This window comes from Rhizobium sp. S152, from assembly GCF_030380735.1.
Classification (GTDB): Bacteria; Pseudomonadota; Alphaproteobacteria; order Rhizobiales; family Rhizobiaceae; genus Rhizobium.
Map to the genome: position 1 here is coordinate 404,917 of NZ_JAUDRZ010000030.1, position 19,253 is coordinate 424,169.

A 19,253-nucleotide genomic window follows, 5' to 3' on the forward strand; every position below is an offset into this window, starting at 1 on the left:
GTTCCTTCCATCAACGACTGCGACGATTCAGTCAAGGGTAGGGCGGCAATCTGGATAGGCCGAATTACGACGCCGATCCATCAGCAGGCCGCAACAGCCGGAGTTTCATCGCTGCCAAACCTGCGAGAACGCCAATCGATGCTCCCGCCGCCTTCACTGCGGCGTCATGCAGGCGGGCATGGCGTGTCGGCGAGAGATATTGCAGGAACTCGATGGCGAGTGCGCCGAAGACCAGCAGCACGGCGACCGCCACCCAATGCCGTGGGTAGGCGAGCACGAAAGCGAAGCCCACTGCCATGTAGGCAAGCGCGCGGTCGAGATTGACAGACGTAATGGTGTGCGGGCGCAAGCCGATCGGCGATACGGTCACGAATATTATGGCGGCAAGCAAAAGCCACGCGAGCGGCTTGGCGAATTTTGGTGCGATCATGCCCCTCTATTAGCGATATTGATCGCGATTGGCAGCGCACAACTTCGTTATCCCGCGCGCTTTTGACAAACAAGCTTAAGATCAGATCTCCGCCGAACCGTTGCCGGCAAAAATGGGCTTCATTCGTCGGCTGGGCTATGCGATAGCGGGGGCCACAACAGAATTGGACGAACGATCGTGACCAGACAGGATGTCGAACGTGCCGAGGAAGCCTTACGCGGCCTCTTTCCGCCAACGCCGTTACAGCTCAATGAGCATCTTTCAGCGCGCTACGGCGCCGACATCTGGTTGAAACGCGAAGATCTTTCACCGGTACGGTCCTACAAGATCCGCGGCGCCTTCAACTTCCTGCGCAAGGCGATTGCCGAGGGCGCCGGCGGCAAGACCTTCGTCTGCGCTTCGGCCGGCAATCACGCCCAGGGCTTCGCCTTCGTCTGCCGCCATTTCGGTGTGCCGGGTGTCGTCTTCATGCCGGTCACCACGCCGCAGCAGAAAATCGACAAGACGCGCATGTTCGGCGCCGAGTTCATCACCATCAAGCTCACTGGCGACTTCTTCGATCAGTGCTATCAGGCCGCGCGCGACCATGTGCAGGCGATCGACGGCGTCATGGTCCCGCCTTTCGATCACGTGGATATCATCGAAGGGCAGGCGACTGTGGCTGCCGAAATCATGCAGCAGCTTCCTGAAGGCACAGTGCCCGATCTGGTCGTCATGCCTGTTGGCGGTGGCGGTCTTGCGGCGGGAATCACGGGATATCTCGATGGCATCGTGCCGAAATCGGGATTCATCTTCACCGAGCCGGCTGGCGCACCGAGCCTGAAGCGAAGCATCGAAGCCGGTGAGGTGGTGACGCTTTCCAAGGTCGACAATTTCGTCGACGGCGCTGCCGTCGCCCGCATCGGCGATCTGAACTTCGCAGCACTTCGACAGTTTTCATCCGCGCAGGTCATGCTGCAGCCGGAAAATGCCATCTGCGTGACGATCGGCGAGATGCTCAACGTCGAGGGCGTTGTGCTGGAGCCGGCGGGCGCCCTGTCGCTGACGGCGATCGCTGCGATGGATCCGGAGACGATCAAAGGCAAGACGGTGCTCGCGGTCGTCTCCGGCGGTAATTTCGATTTCGAGCGCCTTCCCGACGTCAAGGAGCGCGCCATGCGCTATGCGGGGTTGAAGAAATACTTCATCCTGCGCCTGCCGCAGCGCCCCGGCGCCTTGCGTGATTTCCTCAATCTGCTCGGCCCGGACGACGATATCGCCCGCTTCGAATATCTGAAGAAGACGGCGCGCAATTTCGGCTCGGTATTGATCGGCATCGAGAGTAAGGCGCCGGACAGCTTCGCTGCCCTGACGGAAAAGCTGGAGAAATCGGGCATCGGTTTCGAGGACATCACCGAAAACGAGATCCTCGCGAACCTCATCATTTGACTTCTCCCGCCCTTGTTGGCGTGCTAAAGGCGATCCATGGCTTCGATATTCTCCAGTATCTTCTCGATGTTTTCAGGCGGCGAAAAGGCCGCGTCGGTACCTGCGGGCGTCAAATCCGAGCCGCAGACCTATGGCGACTGCACGATTTTCGCGGAACCTCAGAAGGAGGGCGGGCAGTACCGGCTGGCCGGCCGCATCGAAAAAACGGTCGGCGAAGAGGTGCTGGTGCGCAGCTTCATCCGTGCCGACATGTTCTCGTCAACGGATGATGCTGTCGAATGCACGGTGCGCAAGGCGCAGCAGATCATCGATCAGCACGGCCCGTCGTTGTTTTCCGATGGTGCAAAGACCCGCCAGGTCTGACAAGCCACAGCAAGAGCCGCAAGCCGTTTTCGCCTTCTGAAGGCAAGTCGCACACGCAATTTTAAAGGGTTGCAGTGAATGCTGAAGCCTGTGATTTGCGAGACCGCTCCAGTGTTGCACGACAAGCGACGACCCTGCCAAGCCGAACGAACGGCCCCTTCCTCTGACGCGCTGATCAAGTCGCGCCATTTGGCGGCTCGCGCGCGTACATACCGCGGCGAGGCGAGAACGCGCTGATGGAGATGACCAATCTCCTGCTCTTCGTCGTCGAGGCCATTGGGTACTTCGTCCTGATGGTGTCGCTGCTGCATTTCCGTTATCGCCTCGGTCTCGGCATGTTCCTGACCGCGCTCGGTGTCATGCACTTCATGGAGACCTATCTCGCCGCGGTCTTCTACGTCGAATTGCCTTTCGGCCTTGCCTCGCCGGGGTCGTCGATCTTCTTCACCGGCAAGCTGATGATGATCCTGATGCTCTATCTTCAGGAGGATGCGGCCACGGTCCGCCAGCCGATCTACGGCCTGTTCATCGGCAACCTGCTGACTGTCGGCGTGGCATGGGTCCTGCAGTTGCACTCGACGGTGGTTCTTCCATCCGGTGATGCCGCCAACGTCGATTTCCTGAAGGAGATGGGGTGGCTTATGGTCTGGGGGACCACGCTGCTCTATCTCGATTCGATCGGCATCATCCTGCTCTACGAGCGGCTCGGCCGCTATCTGAGGCGCCGGATCATCCTGCGCTTTCTGATCTGCGGCATCGTGCTTCTGTCCTTCGACCAGCTCGGCTTTTTCGGCGGCCTGCATTATTTCTTCGGCGTGCCGGCATCGGCGTTCTGGACCGGTTGGACCGCGAAGATGTTTGCGGTTTGCATCTACACGGTGCTCTTCGCCATCTATGAGATCTGGGTCCGCCGGGCAGGGGTTGCCGCCAATGCGCGACCGATAGGCGATATCTTTGGTGACCTGACCTTCCGCGAGCGTTACAACGACCTCTTGAACCGGACGGGCCGGGACGTCCTGACCGGCATCTACGATCGCGCCCGTATGGAGATGGACGCCCCTCTGATGGTCCATGATGCGTTGCGCCAGGGGCAGTACGCCACGGTCCTGATCCTCGATGCCGATCACTTCAAGGATGTCAACGACCGCTTCGGCCACCTTCAGGGCGACCAGGTCCTCAAAGCCATTGCCGCCCGGTTGGGGATGATGCTGCGCGCAACCGACCGCGTCTTCCGCTTTGGGGGCGAGGAGTTCGTGGCGGTCTGCCCCGGCACGGATCACGACGAGGCATTGCTGCTGGCCGAACGCCTGCGTTGGGCGATCGCCACGAGCGTCAGCACGCCGGATGGCGCACCGGTCACCGTCAGTGTTGGCGTTGCGACGGCGGACGAAGATGGTCTGAACTTCACCAATATCCTGTCTACCGCCGACGACAGGCTGTACCAGGCCAAGAAGAGCGGCCGCAATTGCGTGGTCGGCCGCTCCGGTCTTGTAAAGCTGGCAACCGCCTAGGCCGTGCGGAACATCTTGGCGCCGGATGGAGCGCCGGTTGCGCCGCCGTCGACGGTGATCTCGATGCCGGTCACATTCAGCGAATCGTCCGAAGCGAAGTAGAGCGCCGCCTTGGCGATCTCGTCTGCCTCGCTCATGCGCCCGAGCGGACTCATGGCCCCGAAGCGCGCCTCGAGCGCATCCAGTGCCTCAGGCGTTTCCACGCGGGCATTCCAGATCGGCGTGCGGGTGGCGCCTGGTGTCACCTGGTTCACACGAATGCCGCGTGGCGCGAGTTCCGAGGCGAGATTGCGCGTCATGGCGCGGACGGCGCCCTTGGTGCCGGCATAGGCGGAATAGCCGGGAATACCGAGAACCGCGTGGACGGATCCGTTCAGGATCACTGAGCCGTTGTCGTTGAGATGAGGGAGTGCGGCCTGCACCGTGAAGAACGCGGCGGTGAAGTTCGTGCGCACCACCGCCTCGAACTGCTCGACCGTCGTCCTGCCGAGTGCGGTCTCGTTGACGATCCCGGCATTGGCGAAGACCACGTCGAACCGGCCGAATTCCGCGGCCGCCTTGGCAAGCCCCGTTTCCATCGCTGCGAAGTCGGTCACATCGGCTTGCAGCGGATAGACGTTTTTGCCGAGCGTCTCAGTTGCTTCCGCCAACGTCTTCGGGTTGCGACCGGTAATGATCACCTTGGCGCCTTCGTTGAGGAAGACCCGTGCCGTTGCAAGCCCGATGCCGCTATTGCCGCCGGTTATCACGGCTACTTTGTTTTCTAGACGCATGTCACATGCTCCTGTTGGAATCTTCGCCGATCTGGATTATGATCGTACGCCAGGAAGATTATGATCATAATCTAGATTGTCAAGAGACGACCAAGGGAGATTTTGATGGGCCACTCGCAGGTGGAAAAGCAGAAGACCCACGACAGGATCGTCGGCATCGCCTCCGAGAGGCTGCGCGAAAAGGGCCTTGCAGGCGTCGGCGTCGCCGATCTGATGAAGGAGGCGGGGCTGACGGTCGGCGGCTTCTACAAGCATTTCGCCTCACGCGATCAGCTCGTGGCAGAGGCGATGCAGTCGGCCTTCGGCGCATGGGATGAGAAGGTGCGCTTGGAGGGAAGGGAGCCTTCGGACATTCCGATCGGAGAGTATGCCGACGCCTACATGAGCGCCCACCATCTCGAAAATACGGCCGGCGGCTGCCCCTTCGCTGCGCTGACGGCGGATATCGCGCGTGGCGACGCGAAGACGCGCGAGATCGCGACGGAGCGAATGACGATCAACTTCGACACGATGGCGAAGAGGCTGGGGGGCGATGCAGGCGGCGCGCGCCGCAATGCAATCATCGCTTCCTGCCTGATGACTGGCGCCATCGGTCTTGCCCGGATCTCGGACGACACAGCGCTTTCCGACGAGATCCTGGAGACGGTGAAAGCCTTCGTCGTCGCGCTCGAGGCCAAATGAAAACGGCCGGTAAAGCACCGGCCGTTCTCGAATGGGCTATCAGCGTGGATCAGGCAGCGAGCGCGATCTCTTCTGCGCGAGCCTTGGCAGCGCCGATCGCCTTCTCGGCAGCTTCGGGACCATATGCAAGGCCTTCGACATAGATCGTTTCGACTTCGGTGATGCCGAGGAAGCCGAGTACCGACTTGAGGTAAGGGACGGCATGGTTCATGGCAGCGGCCGGGCCCTGCGAGTAGACACCGCCGGACGCAAGCACCACGTAGACCTTCTTGCCGGTGGCGAGGCCGACGGGGCCGTTTTCCGTGTACTTGAAGGTCAGGCCGGCACGGGCGACGTTGTCGATCCAGGTCTTCAGCGACGAGTAGATGTTGAAGTTGATCAGGCCGGTGCCGATGACGATGGTGTCGGCTGCGAGCAGTTCGTTGACCAGTTCGTCCGAGGTCTTCACGGCAGCAGCCTCTTCAGCGGAACGAGCGTCGGCCGGCTTGCGGATGGCGGCGGTGAAGAGATCGTCGATATGCGGCAGAACGGTGAGGTCGCGGCGGACGATTGCGCTGCCGGCCTTCTGTGCCTGGAGCTTGCCAGCCAGATCGGTGGCGATCGTGGTCGAAAGCGATTCTGCGCGCGGGCTGGAGGTCAGAAGCAGGATGGAAGACATGTTGAATTTCCTCTTGAATTGGGGTCGGCCGGTTCGTTTCTGGGGGTGATGAATCGGTCCGTTCGAGTGGAAAATAGGTCTGGCGTGCTATCGAAAAAACTGGGATAATGTCGATCGAAATCATCGATAGATTGGATGGAAGATGCTTCCGAACCCGACATTGGATCAGTTGCAGGTGTTCTTGACGGTGGCCGAGACCGGCAGCTTTTCAGCTGCCTCGCGCGCGCTTAATCGCGCCCAGTCCGTCATCAGCTACACCATCGCAAATCTCGAGTCCCAACTTGAAATGCCGCTGTTCGAGCGCTCAGGTGCCCGGCAGCCGAAGCTGACGGATGCCGGCAAGGCGATGCTGGAAGATGCGCGGCGTCTGCTGTCCGATCTCGAGGTCATGCGGGCCCGCGCCAAGGGCCTGAAGGAAGGCCTGGAGGCCGAGGTCAGCGTGGCGATAAGCGTCATGGTACCGTCGAAGGCCGTGGTGCAGGTCTTGCGCGAGTTTCGCGACAAGTTTCCATCGGTGGCACTGAACCTCGCCGTAGGCGAACTCGGCACCGTCATGGACATGGTCTCCAGCGGCAAGGCGTCGATCGGTATCGGCGGCGCGGTCCTGAAGCAGCACGATTCCATTTCCGCCGAGCGAATCGGGCATTCCTTCATGATGCCGGTCGCCTCGCGGGATCATCCCCTCGCGAAAATCGACCGGCCGCTGACACTCGCCGATGTGCGCGAGGAAACCCAGCTGGTGGTGACCGACGCGTCGGGACTGACCAAGGGTCGGGATTTCAACGTTCTCTCCTACAAGACCTGGCGCGTCAGCGATATTGCGACAAAGCATTCGCTGATTCGAGGCGGCCTTGGCTGGGGCGGGCTTCCGGCATCGCTCATTCGTGATGACCTGAAGCGCGGCAGTCTCGTGCATCTCGACCTGCAGGCATACGAGCAAGGGGAATACCCCATCTATGCGATCCGCCGGATCGCCAGCCCGCCGGGTCCGGCTGCCACCTGGATGATCGATGCGTTCAGCAAGCGGCTGCAGCTTTGCCCGAGTCATGCCGATTTCACCGCCGGCCTCGCGGAACTCTCCGTCGAGGAGTTGCCGCTGGCAGCGGAATAGCCGGGCCGCTAGGCCCGGCAATCGACATACTGGTCCCTAGAGAAGCAGCCGGAATTTCGCGAACCCATCGGCGCCTTCGCCTGCATCCTCGATCTTGACGCTCTTGAGATCAGCGAGGAACTGCTTCGCCTTCGGACCGCTCTGGAACACGGCCGTCGTGCCCGACATGGGCTTGAAGGTCCAGTTCCCGTCGGCCGAGGGATTGATCGTGCCCTGTTCGTGCACGAAGCGGACGATGACGTCGCGGTTGGTGTCGGGCGCCTGGAAGATAACCTTGTCCGAAGCGATCTCGGGGAACTTGCCGCCGCCGCCGGCCCGGTAGTTGTTTGTCACCACCACGAATTTCTGTGCCGGGTCGATCGGTTTGCCGTCGAACTGCAGGTTCTGGATGCGGTTGGCATCGGCATTGGCCACCTTACCGTCATCGTCGAACCGGCGCGGCTGCGACAGGTCGATCTGGTAAGTGACGCCATCGATCACGTCGAAATTGTAGGAGGGGAAGCTCTCGTTGAGAAGCGGCGCGTCGCTTGTTCCAGGCTTCACCTGGTTGAACATCGCCGCGGACATTTCCAGCCAGTTCTTCACCTGGGCACCGGTAATGGCGACGGCCTGCACGGTGTTCGGATAGAGATAGAGGTCGGCAACGTTCTTGATGGCGATGTCACCAGCGGGCACGTCGGTATAGTAGTCGGCCCCGCCGCGGCCGCCCGCCTTGAACGGCGCTGCCGCCGAAAGCACCGGCAGGTTCTTGAACTCGGTGTCGGCAAGCATCTGCTTGATGTACCAGGTCTGCGCCTGGCTGACGATCTGCACCGAGGGATCGTCGGCAACCAGCGCGAAATAGGAGTAGAGCGGCGCCGAGGACTTGCCGACGGGCGTGCGAACATAGGCGAGCGTCGCCTCGTGCTCGGCCTTGGCCGCCTCGATCACCTCCTTCTTGTCCGCGACGTCGGCGATGACCTTTTTCTGGTCGTCGCGGTGGTAGATAGGACGTGCTTCGGAGGTGAAGTCCACGATCTTCCAGCTTTTGCCGTCCTTCTCCAGCAGAAGGTCGATCAACCCGAGATGCGACCCCCAGAATCCAGCCATCACAGCCGGCTTGCCGTGCAGCGTGCCCTTGACCGGATCGGCGTCCTTGATCCCGTCCCAGGTCTTCGGACCGGGGAAAACCAGATGCTGGTGGCCGGTGAAGATGGCGTCGATGCCTTCAACGGCCGCGAGATGCAGAGACGCGTTCTCCATCTTCTCGGATGGCGCAGCGCCGTCGATGCCTGAGTGGGAGAGCGCGATGACGATATCCGCGCCGTCCTCCTTCATGGCCGGCACCCAGGCCTTGGCCGTCTCGACGATATCGCGTGTCTGCGCCTTGCCCTCGAGGTTCTTGATATCCCACAGCATGATCTGCGGCGGCACGAAGCCGATGAAGCCGATCTTCACAGGGCTCTCATTGCCCGCTCCGTCCTTGATCGTCTTTTCGACGATGATGTAGGGCTTGAAGAAAAGATCGTCCTTCTTCGGATCGGAGGCAAGCTGGCCCTTGGTCAGGTTGGCGCAGACGAACGGGAAGTTCGCGCCGGCGAGCACCTTGAACATGAAGTCGAGGCCGTAGTTGAACTCGTGATTGCCAAGCGTGCCCACCGTGTAGCCGAGCGTATTCATCGCCTTGATGACGGGATGGACGTCGCCGTCCTTCATGCCGCGCTGATAGGCCATGTAGTCGCCCATCGGGTTGCCCTGCAGCACGTCGCCATTATCGATCAGAAGCGAATTGGCGGCCTCGGCGCGGATGCTGTCGATGATGGTCGCGGTACGCGCCAGTCCCATCGTGTCGTTCGGCTTGTCGGCGTAATAATCGTAGGGGAAGACGTTGACATGAATGTCCGTCGTTTCCATGAGCCGCAGATGCGCCTGGTTCGAGGCGGCACGCGCGGTAAAGGGATGGAGCAAGACCAGCGCCGAGGTGGCGGCTATTCCGCCGAGCAGGGAGCGTCTGTTAAGCGGCGGCAAATCAAGAATGGAAGACATAAAAAACTCCTTCGAAAATCACGCGTCGCCCGGCCCGCAGGCGAGACTAGGGTGATTTGCGAAGGAGTAAACCCCAAAAATGACAGGCGCTTAGCGGGCGAGCACCGGTCGCACTTCCTTGTGGAAGAAGCGGAAATAGGAGGACACCTGCGCTCGCGCATTGGAGTTCGGATCGAACTGGATGCCGAGACGACCGTTATGCGTCCACCGGATGATACCGTGAAGCGTTCCGAGATCGTCGGCCAGGATTTGCACGCGGCTACCGGAGGCCGCATGGATCGGCGAGCGGATTTCGACCGCCATGCCGCTCACCGACATGTCGATGATGCGGGCGTCCACTTCCATGTTCAGATAGCGAACCTTCCCGAAGACCCGGCACGACTTACGCTCAGCCTTTCGAGTAACGATATTGAGATTGCGCATCGCACTGCTCCTACGACAACAACGTACGAAGACAGTACACTATAGAAGTTGAAAATCTTTCTACAGCGTTCGCTAAAATTGCTGCTTTGGACTTTACCGGCGATTTGCTTCTCGCCGCCCCACCACATGTTCCCGCCAGATGGTGAAGATGCCTGCGGAGACGACGATGATTGATCCGATGATCGTGTAGAAGCTTAGCGTTTCATTGTAGATGACGACGCCGATGATCGAGGCGTAGACCAGTTGCAGGTAAGTGAGCGGCTGGATGGCCGCTGCATCGAGCATGTCGTAGGCGCGGATGAGGCAATAATGGCTGCTGATGCTGGTCATGCACAGGAGCGCCATCCATCCCCAGTCTCCCCAGGACATCCATGTCCAGTAGAAGGGACCGATCGCGGTCATGACGGTGGCGCCGACCACACCCGTATAAAAGAAGCTGGTCATCGAGGAATCGTCGCGGCTGACGAGACGCGTGGCGATGACGTAGAATGCGAAGAGGAAGCAGGAGAAGACCGCAAGCAGCAGGTTGACGTCGAAGAACTCGCCCTCGGGCTTGAGGATCAGGAGAACGCCGACAAGGCCGACGCAAATTGCGGTCCAGCGCCGCCAGCCGACAAGCTCGCCGAGCAGCGGCATAGACAGGAGTGCCACGACGATCGGCGTCGCCGAAAAGATGGCCTGCGAATGAGCGAGGCCGATGATGGCGAAGCAGTTGATGACGACAACGATCTGCGCGGCGAGCAACAGCCCTCGGACGATCTGCAGCAGCGGCCGCTTGGTCCGTGCCGTCGCTCTCAGTCCGCCCTTCATCTTTACGGCGAGAAGAACGCAGAAGAAGCCAAAGGCCCAGTAGCGCAGCATTGTCACGAAAACGGGCGGGTAAGCCGTTCCGAGATGCTTGGAAATGGCGTCCTGAATGGAAAAAATAGTGATCGCCAGGAGGACGAACACATAGCCCTGAGTCTTCGATGTCATGTGTCGGTCTTAGCGCGGTGCTACCGGCCCCGCTATTGAAACTTCCCCCGATGTCCATGAAAAGTCAGGCATTGTGGGCGCAGTGTCACAGGCCGACATTGGGCCTGTCGATGATCTCCCTGAGCGCGAAGCTGGAGTTGATCTTCACCACATGCGGCAACGCCGACAACCAGTCGCGGTGGATGCGTTCGTAGTCCTCGAGATCACGAGCGGCGACGCGCAGGATATAGTCGTACTCGCCAGACATCAGGTAGCAGACCAGAACGTTCGGACAGCGCTTCACGGCGGCCTCGAACTCAGAAAGCGTTTTCGCGAACTGGCCGGACAGCGAGATATGCACGACCGCGGTCATCTTGTAGTCGAGCGCCTTCTGCGAGACGTGCGCGTGATAGCCGCTAATGACGTCGCTCTTTTCCAGGATATCGAGCCGCCTGGAACAGGCGGACGCCGAAAGCCCAACCTTGGCGGCAAGGTCTGCATTGGTCATCCTCGCATTGGCCTGAAGCGCCTTCAGAATCGCATGATCGATTGCATCGAGTTCCAACATTCGAAGAACCTTCGATAATTGAGCCCAGTAAGTAGATAATCTTCGAAAAATCGCTGTTCGGCAAACTGTCTTTGCAAGGACATTTCACGGCCACGGTGTTTGGATCGTTAAGGGAGGCGTCCGCAGTGGACGATCATAAAAAGGAGGAGCGCTCATGCGCGTCGGTTGCCCGAAGGAAATCAAGAATCATGAATATCGTGTCGGCCTGACCCCGGCATCGGTCCGCGAATATGTCGCGCACGGCCACGAGGTCTGGATCGAGACGAAGGCCGGCGCCGGCATTGGTGCCGATGATGCCGCCTATATCGCGGCCGGCGCGAAGATCGCCGCCACGGCCAAGGACATCTTCGAGAAGTGCGACATGATCGTGAAGGTCAAGGAGCCACAGCCCTCCGAATGGGCACAGCTTCGCGACGGCCAGCTTCTCTACACCTATCTTCACCTCGCGCCCGATCCGGAGCAGACCAAGGGGCTGCTCGCCTCCGGCGTCACGGCCATCGCCTATGAGACCGTCACCGACGAGCGCGGCGGCCTGCCGCTGCTGGCGCCAATGTCCGAAGTGGCCGGTCGCCTGTCGATCCAGGCCGGCGCGACGGCGCTGCAGAAAGCCAATGGCGGCCTCGGCATACTCCTCGGCGGCGTGCCCGGCGTTCTGCCGGCCAAGGTCACTGTCATCGGCGGCGGGGTTGTCGGTCTGCATGCGGCTCGCATGGCAGTGGGTCTTGGCGCCGATGTCAGTATCCTCGATCGCTCGCTGCCGCGTCTTCGCCAGCTGGACGATCTCTTCGCTGGCCGCGTCCATACGCGTTACTCCAGCATCCAGGCATTGGAGGACGAAGTCTTTTCGGCGGATCTCGTCATCGGCGCGGTGCTGATCCCGGGTGCGGCCGCCCCCAAGCTCGTCACCCGCGAGATGCTGTCGGGCATGAAGAAGGGATCGGTCATCGTCGATGTCGCAATCGACCAGGGCGGTTGTTTCGAGACCTCGCATGCCACGACGCATTCCGACCCGACCTTCGTGGTCGACGGCGTCGTTCACTACTGCGTGGCCAACATGCCGGGCGCCGTACCCGTCACCTCGGCTCATGCGCTGAACAACGCCACGTTGGTTCATGGATTGGCGTTGGCCGACCGCGGTCTGCGTGCCATCGCCGAGGATCGTCACCTCAGGAACGGCCTCAACGTGCACAAGGGCCGCGTCACCAACAAGCCGGTCGCCGAGGCCCTTGGCTACGAGCCATTCGCCCCGGAAAGCGTGCTGAACGTAGCGTAAGGCAGCCGGAGATTACGTTACGTGAATTAAAGCCGGCCGGGTTTATTCCGGCCGGTTCTTCATTTGTCGATCCGGCATTGGTAGCAATTGTTGCGCGCCGAGCGGACATGCACATAGGCGATATCGGACCTGTCGAGCAGTGCTGCGGCATAGGCCTGAATGTCGTCCTTGAGGGTTACCGCGCCCGTGCCGTAGACGATCCTGTCGGTATTGCCATAACCCCGCACGATAAAATCCCGGCTCGTTTCAAGCACCGGCGGCAGGATTTCGCTCGCCGCGTAGCGGTCGCAAGGCTGCTTGTGCAGGAACACCGGCCCGGTCTCGGCATAGGGCTGCGGCTCGGGGAAGGGACGGTAGGCGAACACCAGGACCTCATCGCCGGCATCGATGTTTCGCAGGCAGTGGCGGCAGGGATGGCCGGGGCCGTCGGATACCATGGTCTCGGCTGGCATACCGTAAGCATCGACGCCACCGGCTCGGATATGTTCGGCGTCGGCGGTCGGCATGGCGGAAAAACGAATGGCGGACATGGCGGAACTCCTTTTCTCGTTCCGCCAAGATATGCCTCCGGCAGAGCCGGAGGCCACCCGATTCCCGCCGTCAGCTGTTTCTCGCTATCTCGAGCAGCTCTTTGTCGCTGAGCGGTCGCACGATGCCCGATCCGGTCGAAACCGGCGAGAAGCCGAACATCTGGTAAAGCTGCAGCGCGCGGGGATGGTCGAGATTGTTGGTCGTCGTCACCACCCGCGTCGGATTCAGGGTCCAGATCGCATAAAGCGCCTGCAGCAGGAACCATTTGCCGATCCCCAGCCCCAGCGCATGCTCGATCAGGCCGAAATGGCTGAGCTCGATCGTGTCTTCGTCCTCGACGAAATACTCGTAGAAGCCCGCCGGCGCACCGTTGACGTAGAGGACGCTGATATTGTTGCGCTTGTCATGCAGCGTTGCCGCCAGCTGCGTGTCGTCCATGCGCAGCCGATCGACCCACTGCCAGCGCGCGCCTACCTGGCGGTAAAGATAGCGGTAGAACGGCAGCGGCATGTCGGGCGCGCGCATGATCGCCGTCTGGATGTTGACGGGCACTGGCAGGCTCGCCTTCGGTGCCGCCGTCATTTCGAGCCGCGTTATGTGAGCCTTGAGGGAGGAGGGCGCCTTGGACATGGTCATCCTTTGACGGGATCGGCCGGGCCGGTCACGACGGGCGTATCCTGCCGACTGCCCCACTCGCTCCACGAGCCGTCATAGAGCGCATTGTCGTCATGGCCGACGGATTCGAGCGCCAACGTGATCACTGCCGCGGTAACGCCCGAGCCGCAGCTCGTCACGACCGGCTGCGACAGGTCGATGCCCGCATCCGCGATCATCGCCTTCAGCGTTGCGATATCCTTGAAACGGCCACTGGCCGAAAGGCTTGTCGCCGGCAGGCTGCGGGCGCCGGGCATGTGGCCGGACCGCATGCCGGCGCGTGGCTCTGCTTCCTCGCCGGTGAAGCGGCCGGCACCGCGCGCGTCGGCGATCTGCGCCGAGCCGTCGTCGACGATGGCGCGCATCGTCTCGAATGGAATGACCTTGTCGGCGCGGAATTTCGGCGTGAACACGACAGCGGTCGGTGTCGTGTCGCCAGCTTCGAGCCCACGTCCCTCGGCCTTCCAGCCGTCCAGCCCGCCATCGAGCACGAAGACGTCCTTCGCGCCCATCGTCCGCAGCATCCACCAGACGCGCGGCGCGGAGAAAAAGCCGGGGCCGTCATAGACAACGATTGTATCGGTCTCGGAGATTCCGAGCTTGCCGACTTCGGCGGCGAAAAATTCAGGCGATGGCAGCGAATGCGGCAGACCGGTCGAGTGGTCGGCGATCGCGTCCTGATCGAAGAACACGGCACCCGGAACGTGGCCTGAGGCATATTCCGCCTTGGCATCGCGCTTATGCGCGGGAAGATACCAGGCGGCATCGACCACCTTGAACCCGGTGTTGCCAAGCTGCTTTTCGACCCAATCGGCCGAAACGACGAAGCGGCTCGTGGTGTCGCTCATGTCAGACTTCTCCATCAATGCCTATGCGTTGTCGTCGGGGGTGCCGAAGCGGATACGGAAGCGGCGGTTTTCCTTGCCTTTCTTCTCGATCTTGGCAATGTAAATCTGTCCAACTTCCTGCGTCTCGGAAACATGTGTGCCCCCACAGGGCTGGCTGTCAATCGCCGAGTTCTCGCCGATGCAGACGAGGCTCACACGGCCGAGCCCGATCGGCGGGCGCACATTCTTGGATTTGACGATGCCTGGATTGGCCGCCAATTCCTCGTCGGTGATCCATTGCAAATAGACGGGGTGGTTCTCGGAAACGAGCGCCATCAGCTTCGCCGTCACCTCGTCCTTGTCGATCGTGTCGGTCATGTCGAAATCGACGCGACTTTCCTCTTCGCCGACGGCCGCGCCCGTGATCGGGTAAGGACAGACGACTGAAAGCAGGTGGCAGGCTGTGTGCATGCGCATCAGCTTGTAGCGCCGCGGCCAATCGACATGCAGCACCAGCTTCTCGCCGACCTCGGGCCGAGCCTCGCCTTCGAGCGGAACGTGGATGATGATATCCTTGGCAGCGCCGTTTTTGGTCTGGCCGAGTGTTATCTTCGAGCCATCAGCCCGTTCAAGAAAGCCGGTGTCGCCGGGCTGTCCGCCCGACGTGGCGTAGAAGCAGGTCTGATCCAGCTCGATGCCGCCGTCTTCGTGAACGGCGGTGACCACCGCCTCGCATGTCGAAAGATAGAAGTCGTCACGAAAGAGGGCATTGACAGGCATCGGGTCTCACGCAGGTTCGTAGGGGATCTTGATATCGGGCGAAGAGACCAGCCATTGCGGTACGGGCAGGCCCTTCGAGCGCAGGAAGTCGGGGTTGAAGAGCTTCGACTGGTAGCGGTTGCCGTAATCGCAAAGGATGGTCACGACGGTGTGGCCGGGGCCGAGATCCTTTGCGAGCTTGACCGCGCCTGCGATGTTGATCGCCGTCGATCCGCCAAGGCAAAGGCCCTCGTTCTCGACGAGATCGAACACGTAGGGCAGGGCTTCCGCGTCGGAGACGTTGTAAGCGAAGTCGGGCTTGAAGCCTTCCAGGTTAGCGGTGATGCGGCCTTGGCCGATACCCTCGGTGATCGACGATCCCTCGGATTTCAGCTCGCCGTTCTTGTAGAACGCATAGAGCGCCGCGCCGTCAGGATCGGCGATGCCGATCTTGACGTCCTTGCTGAACCCCTTGAGGCCGGCCGCGACGCCGGCCAGCGTTCCACCGGAACCGACGGAGCAGATGAAGCCGTCGACCTGGCCGTTGGTGTCGTTCCAGATTTCCTTGGCCGTCGTCTCGATATGCGCCTGGCGGTTGGCGACGTTGTCGAACTGGTTGGCCCAGATCGCGCCGTTGGGCTCCGTCTTCGCCAGTTGCTCGGCGAGACGACCCGAGACCTTAACGTAATTGTTCGGGTTCTTGTAGGGCACGGCCGGCACTTCGACGAGCTCGGCGCCGAGCAGCTTCAGCGCGTCCTTCTTTTCCTGGCTCTGCGTCTCGGGGATGACGATGACGGTGCGATATCCGAGCGCTTTCGCGACCAGCGTCAGGCCGATGCCGGTGTTGCCGGCCGTGCCCTCAACGATAACGCCGCCCGGCTTAAGCAGGCCCTTTCGCTCCGCGTCGCGGATGATGTAGAGCGCCGCGCGATCCTTGACGGATTGACCGGGGTTCAGAAATTCCGCCTTGCCGAGAATGGTGCAGCCTGTCGCCTCCGAAGCGCCCTTGAGCTTGATCAATGGGGTGTTGCCGATGGCTTCGAGAACGGACGGATGGACGGTCATGGAATCTGCCTCTGTGGAACACATAGTTTAGGAACGGTCTTTTCCCTTCACAAGGCTGGGTTGGCAAGAAATGCTATTCCTCGCACGTGCTTGCAGCGATAAAATTCCACTTTCGCACCTGGAAGCCCCGTTATGCCGCATAGCCGCGCCTGCCGGTGATCCGAAGATTGACTTTTTCCGTATGGATGACGACAAAGCAACCTCTGACAGCGGAACGATCCCAAGCATCATGGTTCACGAGCATATCGACACGGTCGATGCATTGATGGCGCATTATGTTGCCGGGTCTCTTCCGGAACCGGCACGCGTTCTCGTTGAAGCGCATCTCGTGATGAAGCCGGACCATCGCGCGCTGGTCAATGATTTGGAATTGTTGGCCGGAGAGGCGCTGGAACTGATGCCTGACGCGGCCATCATGGACCGCGATGCTCGACTTGGAGCCATCTTCGGCTCGAAGCCGCTTTCGGAAAAAACGGCACCGATCATTCTATCCAGCGACCGAGGCGTCTTTCCGCAACCAATCCGCGATCTGATGGGTTTCGACGTCGAGACGGTGCCGTGGAAGACCAAGCTTCCCGGTTTCAAGGAATACTCCACCGATATCGACGGCTGCGAAGTCAGTCTCATGTGGATCAAGGCGGGGCGTGCCCTGCCGGCGCATACCCATAAGGGCATGGAGCTCACCCTTATTCTCGACGGCGCCTTCAACGACAACAGGGGCCGCTTCGGTCCCGGCGATATTTCCGTTGCTGACGCGACGATCGACCACCGCCCGGTGGCGGAGAAGGAGCGTCACTGCATCGCCTTTTCCGTGCTCGATGCTCCAATAAAACTGACGGGCTCGTTCCGTCAGATCATTGGCGATCTCATCGGCTGAAAGCAGCCACAATGGCGTGATATCGAATGAATCCGGAAGGTTGCGAGGAACTTCCGGAGCATTTCTGCCGTTGTTTGGTAAAGCCCGGAGGTCACACATCATGCAGGATTTCGTCGCCCGTCCCGAACATGGAATTGCATGGATTTCAGGCGCGAGCTCCGGCATAGGACGCGCGCTGGCGCTGAAACTCGCGGGCGAGGGATACAGCGTCGCCGTCACCGCCCGCGACCATCACAAGCTTGCGGAACTGCAGGTCGAGGCCGGCGGGCTTCCCGGCAGCATCATCGTCCTCGACGGCGATGTCACCAATCCCGACGACATGGAGCACGCGCTGGCATCGATCGAATACGAGCACGGCCAGCTGGCGCTCGCCATCTTCAATGCCGGCGTCTATCTCCCTGTTCACGCCGAGGATTTGCACCGCGAGGATTTCGAGCAAAGCTTTGCGGTCAACGTCCAGGGCGTGGTCAATTGCCTCGTCCCGGCCATCCGACACATGAAGGCCAAGGGCCACGGTCAGATCGCCATCGTCTCCTCTGTCACGGGATATGGCGGCCTGCCGACGAGCGCCGCCTATGGCGCCACGAAAGCCGCGTTGATCAACATGGCGGAAAGCCTGAAGTTCGATCTCGACAAGATGGGAATCCGGATCCAGGTCATCAATCCGGGCTTCGTCGATACGCCGGCAACCAGCAAGAACGAGTTTCCCATGCCTTCGCTCATTTCGGCGGAGGAAGCAGCTGAACATATCTCTGCGGGGCTGAAGTCGCAGAGTTTCGAAATCACCTTCCCGAAGCGCTTCACCTACATGATGAAGCTCCTCAATCTCCTGCCGTACAGCCTCTATTTCAGGCTGGTCAATCGCTCGACCGGATGGGAGAGGCGCCCGCAGCCACAGCGTCGCCATCCGGTGACGCCGAGTCCTGCGGAATAGTCGGGAACAGAAGGGTCCGAGGCATAGACGAGGCGGGCGGCGGCCGGGACAGGAGGTCGTCTGTCTGGTCCCGCCGCCCGCGCTCGTCAGCTCCGCGAAAAGACGACCTGACGGACATCTATGTTTCGGGCGCGGAAGCCTGCTTCGCAATAGAATAAATAGAATTCCCATAGCCGCTTGAAACGATCGTCGAAGCCCATCGGGCGAACACGCTCCCACACGGACCAGAAACGCTCACGCCACTCAGCCAGGGTACGGGCATAGTCTAACCCGAAACCAAAGTCCCTTACCAGTGACAAATTCACTTTTCGCCCAAGTTCGGCGAGGTGATCGCGGGTAGGTAGCATGCCTCCGGGGAAAACATACTTCTGTATGAAGTCTGGGTTGCTTCGATATTGATCGAAGGACTCGTTGCGGATGGTGATAATCTGCAGACCGGCCTTGCCGCCCGGCTTCAAGCACTGCCGAAGCTTGGAAAAATAGGCCGGCCAGTATTTTTCGCCCACGGCCTCGAACATTTCGATCGAGACGATTCGGTCGTAAAGTCCGGTCTCGTCGCGATAGTCCTGGAAGCGGAACTGTACGCGGTCGCCGAGCCCGGCCTTGTGGATGCGCTCCTGCGCGAAGGCCAGCTGCTCGCGGCTGATGGTAAGGCCCGTGACCCGGCAGTCGAGTTCCGTCGCGGCGAACTCCGCGAATCCGCCCCAGCCGCAGCCGATCTCCAGCACATGGTCGCCGGGCTTGATGCCGGTGGCTTCGGCGAGAGCCCGATACTTCGCGTTCTGCGCCGATTGCAAATCGTTCGCGCCTGTGGAGTAGAGCGCCGATGAATAGGTCATCGTCGGATCCAGCCATTGCTTGTAGAAGTCGTTGCCGAGGTCGTAATGCGCAGAGATGTTGCGCTTTGATCCGGTCTTGGTGTTCGAATTCATCCAGTGGCGGATGCGCTCGAGCACCCGCATGAGCCCGCCCTTGCCGTTCGAATAGTCGAGTGCTGTATCGTCGTTGACGAGGAAGAGTTCGAGGAAGGCGGTCATGTCGGGGCTTTCCCAGTCACCATCAATATAGGTCTCGGCGACGCCGATCGTGCCGCTCGCCAATGCCCGATAGACGAGGTTCCAGTTGTTGAGCCGCAGCCTCGCGTTCGGCCCTTCTCCGTTGCCCTTGACCAGCACGTTGCGGCCATCGGGAAAGGTCAGCATCAGCGAGCCGTGGCGCATGTTCAACAACGCGCGCAGGGCGAGCTTGGCCCTCAGCGGCAAGCCCTTCGATATGCTGGCGATCGTGTCATGCGACAGCAACTCCGATCGCTGCTGAAAATCGTCCAACTCCAATGCATCCGTCATAATGTTTCTCCTCCGGCAATTCTCCGCGCCGGGTTAGGCCTTTGATGCGCTGAAACATTCTG

At 60.8% G+C, this 19,253-nt stretch carries 20 protein-coding genes and 1 pseudogene; 8 read left to right on the forward strand and 13 right to left on the reverse strand.

Annotation, left to right across the window (positions count from 1 at the left end; translation table 11 throughout):
- Window positions 1-64: 64 nt before the first annotated feature.
- Window positions 65-430 (reverse strand): VanZ family protein, encoded by a 366-nt coding sequence (locus QTL95_RS26730; RefSeq protein WP_289722861.1) that lies wholly within the window; start codon window positions 428-430, stop codon window positions 65-67.
- Window positions 431-607: 177 nt separating this feature from the next.
- On the opposite strand from QTL95_RS26730, the gene ilvA reads away from it, so the two are divergent.
- The 3 genes from ilvA to QTL95_RS26745 all read left to right on the forward strand — a co-directional run bounded on the left by ilvA (window position 608) and on the right by QTL95_RS26745 (window position 3,732).
- On the forward strand, window positions 608-1,858 hold the full coding sequence (ilvA, locus tag QTL95_RS26735; protein ID WP_289722862.1) for a threonine ammonia-lyase: 1,251 nt from the start codon (window positions 608-610) through the stop codon (window positions 1,856-1,858).
- Window positions 1,859-1,894: 36 nt separating this feature from the next.
- Window positions 1,895-2,221, forward strand: coding sequence for an HlyU family transcriptional regulator (locus QTL95_RS26740; RefSeq protein WP_289722863.1), 327 nt, complete (start codon window positions 1,895-1,897; stop codon window positions 2,219-2,221).
- Between the two features lie 233 nt (window positions 2,222-2,454).
- The gene (locus QTL95_RS26745; RefSeq protein ID WP_289723177.1) at window positions 2,455-3,732 is read left to right on the forward strand and encodes a GGDEF domain-containing protein; all 1,278 of its coding nucleotides are present in this window, start codon (window positions 2,455-2,457) and stop codon (window positions 3,730-3,732) included.
- Here QTL95_RS26745 and QTL95_RS26750 read toward each other — a convergent pair.
- Window positions 3,729-4,505, reverse strand: coding sequence for an SDR family NAD(P)-dependent oxidoreductase (locus tag QTL95_RS26750; RefSeq protein ID WP_289722864.1), 777 nt, complete (start codon window positions 4,503-4,505; stop codon window positions 3,729-3,731). The two genes, QTL95_RS26745 and QTL95_RS26750, sit on opposite strands and share 4 nt — an antisense overlap.
- 105 nt (window positions 4,506-4,610) lie before the next feature.
- On the opposite strand from QTL95_RS26750, the gene QTL95_RS26755 reads away from it, so the two are divergent.
- Window positions 4,611-5,186: a TetR/AcrR family transcriptional regulator gene (locus QTL95_RS26755; RefSeq protein WP_289722865.1), complete on the forward strand. Its 576-nt coding sequence runs from the start codon at window positions 4,611-4,613 to the stop codon at window positions 5,184-5,186.
- 49 nt (window positions 5,187-5,235) lie between these two features.
- Here the strand turns inward: QTL95_RS26755 and QTL95_RS26760 are convergent, their stop codons facing one another.
- Entirely contained in the window at window positions 5,236-5,844 is a 609-nt protein-coding gene (locus QTL95_RS26760) for an FMN-dependent NADH-azoreductase (protein WP_112533695.1), read from the reverse strand.
- Window positions 5,845-5,986: 142 nt separating this feature from the next.
- Between QTL95_RS26760 and QTL95_RS26765 the strand changes: the two genes are divergently transcribed.
- On the forward strand, window positions 5,987-6,955 hold the full coding sequence (locus QTL95_RS26765; protein WP_289722866.1) for a LysR family transcriptional regulator: 969 nt from the start codon (window positions 5,987-5,989) through the stop codon (window positions 6,953-6,955).
- 36 nt (window positions 6,956-6,991) lie between these two features.
- On the opposite strand, the gene QTL95_RS26770 is transcribed toward QTL95_RS26765, so the two are convergent.
- From QTL95_RS26770 to QTL95_RS26785, 4 genes and pseudogenes are all read right to left on the reverse strand, one after another.
- Window positions 6,992-8,980 (reverse strand): bifunctional 2',3'-cyclic-nucleotide 2'-phosphodiesterase/3'-nucleotidase, encoded by a 1,989-nt coding sequence (locus tag QTL95_RS26770; RefSeq protein WP_289722867.1) that lies wholly within the window; start codon window positions 8,978-8,980, stop codon window positions 6,992-6,994.
- A gap of 96 nt (window positions 8,981-9,076) precedes the next feature.
- Window positions 9,077-9,403, reverse strand: a pseudogene (locus QTL95_RS26775) (PilZ domain-containing protein); the annotation flags it as partial.
- Between the two features lie 93 nt (window positions 9,404-9,496).
- Window positions 9,497-10,378, reverse strand: coding sequence for a DMT family transporter (locus tag QTL95_RS26780; protein ID WP_289722869.1), 882 nt, complete (start codon window positions 10,376-10,378; stop codon window positions 9,497-9,499).
- An 85-nt stretch (window positions 10,379-10,463) separates the two neighbouring features.
- Complete coding sequence (locus QTL95_RS26785; protein ID WP_289722870.1) at window positions 10,464-10,925, reverse strand: Lrp/AsnC family transcriptional regulator; 462 nt, start codon at window positions 10,923-10,925, stop codon at window positions 10,464-10,466.
- A gap of 154 nt (window positions 10,926-11,079) precedes the next feature.
- Between QTL95_RS26785 and ald the strand changes: the two genes are divergently transcribed.
- Window positions 11,080-12,198: an alanine dehydrogenase gene (gene ald, locus QTL95_RS26790; RefSeq protein WP_037177719.1), complete on the forward strand. Its 1,119-nt coding sequence runs from the start codon at window positions 11,080-11,082 to the stop codon at window positions 12,196-12,198.
- 59 nt (window positions 12,199-12,257) lie between these two features.
- Here the strand turns inward: ald and QTL95_RS26795 are convergent, their stop codons facing one another.
- The 5 genes from QTL95_RS26795 to QTL95_RS26815 form a co-directional block, all read right to left on the reverse strand.
- A complete protein-coding gene (locus tag QTL95_RS26795) occupies window positions 12,258-12,728 on the reverse strand; it encodes a DUF1203 domain-containing protein (protein ID WP_289722871.1) in 471 nt (156 codons plus the stop codon).
- A gap of 70 nt (window positions 12,729-12,798) precedes the next feature.
- On the reverse strand, window positions 12,799-13,359 hold the full coding sequence (locus tag QTL95_RS26800; protein WP_289722872.1) for a GNAT family N-acetyltransferase: 561 nt from the start codon (window positions 13,357-13,359) through the stop codon (window positions 12,799-12,801).
- Window positions 13,360-13,361: 2 nt separating this feature from the next.
- On the reverse strand, window positions 13,362-14,231 hold the full coding sequence (sseA, locus tag QTL95_RS26805) for a 3-mercaptopyruvate sulfurtransferase (protein WP_289722873.1): 870 nt from the start codon (window positions 14,229-14,231) through the stop codon (window positions 13,362-13,364).
- 21 nt (window positions 14,232-14,252) lie between these two features.
- Window positions 14,253-14,990 carry an alanyl-tRNA editing protein gene (locus QTL95_RS26810; RefSeq protein ID WP_289722874.1) on the reverse strand — a complete coding sequence of 246 codons (738 nt, stop codon included), beginning with the start codon at window positions 14,988-14,990 and terminating at the stop codon, window positions 14,253-14,255.
- Between the two features lie 6 nt (window positions 14,991-14,996).
- Entirely contained in the window at window positions 14,997-16,034 is a 1,038-nt protein-coding gene (locus QTL95_RS26815) for a cysteine synthase A (protein WP_289722875.1), read from the reverse strand.
- Between the two features lie 229 nt (window positions 16,035-16,263).
- Between QTL95_RS26815 and QTL95_RS26820 the strand changes: the two genes are divergently transcribed.
- Together QTL95_RS26820 and QTL95_RS26825 are read left to right on the forward strand one after the other, a co-directional pair.
- Window positions 16,264-16,911: a ChrR family anti-sigma-E factor gene (locus tag QTL95_RS26820; protein ID WP_289723178.1), complete on the forward strand. Its 648-nt coding sequence runs from the start codon at window positions 16,264-16,266 to the stop codon at window positions 16,909-16,911.
- 100 nt (window positions 16,912-17,011) lie between these two features.
- Window positions 17,012-17,845, forward strand: coding sequence for an SDR family NAD(P)-dependent oxidoreductase (locus tag QTL95_RS26825; RefSeq protein ID WP_289722876.1), 834 nt, complete (start codon window positions 17,012-17,014; stop codon window positions 17,843-17,845).
- An 86-nt stretch (window positions 17,846-17,931) separates the two neighbouring features.
- Here the strand turns inward: QTL95_RS26825 and QTL95_RS26830 are convergent, their stop codons facing one another.
- Window positions 17,932-19,191 carry an SAM-dependent methyltransferase gene (locus tag QTL95_RS26830; protein ID WP_289722877.1) on the reverse strand — a complete coding sequence of 420 codons (1,260 nt, stop codon included), beginning with the start codon at window positions 19,189-19,191 and terminating at the stop codon, window positions 17,932-17,934.
- Between the last annotated feature and the right edge of the window lie 62 nt (window positions 19,192-19,253).

Coding starts and splice junctions, on each gene's coding strand:
- QTL95_RS26730 (WP_289722861.1), bottom strand. CDS start 430: ATGATCGCACCAAAATTCGCCAAGCCGCTCGCGTGGCTTTTGCTTGCC.
- QTL95_RS26740 (WP_289722863.1), top strand. CDS start 1,895: ATGGCTTCGATATTCTCCAGTATCTTCTCGATGTTTTCAGGCGGCGAA.
- QTL95_RS26750 (WP_289722864.1), bottom strand. CDS start 4,505: ATGCGTCTAGAAAACAAAGTAGCCGTGATAACCGGCGGCAATAGCGGC.
- QTL95_RS26755 (WP_289722865.1), top strand. CDS start 4,611: ATGGGCCACTCGCAGGTGGAAAAGCAGAAGACCCACGACAGGATCGTC.
- QTL95_RS26760 (WP_112533695.1), bottom strand. CDS start 5,844: ATGTCTTCCATCCTGCTTCTGACCTCCAGCCCGCGCGCAGAATCGCTT.
- QTL95_RS26765 (WP_289722866.1), top strand. CDS start 5,987: ATGCTTCCGAACCCGACATTGGATCAGTTGCAGGTGTTCTTGACGGTG.
- QTL95_RS26770 (WP_289722867.1), bottom strand. CDS start 8,980: ATGTCTTCCATTCTTGATTTGCCGCCGCTTAACAGACGCTCCCTGCTC.
- QTL95_RS26780 (WP_289722869.1), bottom strand. CDS start 10,378: ATGACATCGAAGACTCAGGGCTATGTGTTCGTCCTCCTGGCGATCACT.
- QTL95_RS26785 (WP_289722870.1), bottom strand. CDS start 10,925: ATGTTGGAACTCGATGCAATCGATCATGCGATTCTGAAGGCGCTTCAG.
- ald (WP_037177719.1), top strand. CDS start 11,080: ATGCGCGTCGGTTGCCCGAAGGAAATCAAGAATCATGAATATCGTGTC.
- QTL95_RS26795 (WP_289722871.1), bottom strand. CDS start 12,728: ATGTCCGCCATTCGTTTTTCCGCCATGCCGACCGCCGACGCCGAACAT.
- QTL95_RS26800 (WP_289722872.1), bottom strand. CDS start 13,359: ATGTCCAAGGCGCCCTCCTCCCTCAAGGCTCACATAACGCGGCTCGAA.
- sseA (WP_289722873.1), bottom strand. CDS start 14,231: ATGAGCGACACCACGAGCCGCTTCGTCGTTTCGGCCGATTGGGTCGAA.
- QTL95_RS26810 (WP_289722874.1), bottom strand. CDS start 14,990: ATGCCTGTCAATGCCCTCTTTCGTGACGACTTCTATCTTTCGACATGC.
- QTL95_RS26815 (WP_289722875.1), bottom strand. CDS start 16,034: ATGACCGTCCATCCGTCCGTTCTCGAAGCCATCGGCAACACCCCATTG.
- QTL95_RS26820 (WP_289723178.1), top strand. CDS start 16,264: ATGGTTCACGAGCATATCGACACGGTCGATGCATTGATGGCGCATTAT.
- QTL95_RS26825 (WP_289722876.1), top strand. CDS start 17,012: ATGCAGGATTTCGTCGCCCGTCCCGAACATGGAATTGCATGGATTTCA.
- QTL95_RS26830 (WP_289722877.1), bottom strand. CDS start 19,191: ATGACGGATGCATTGGAGTTGGACGATTTTCAGCAGCGATCGGAGTTG.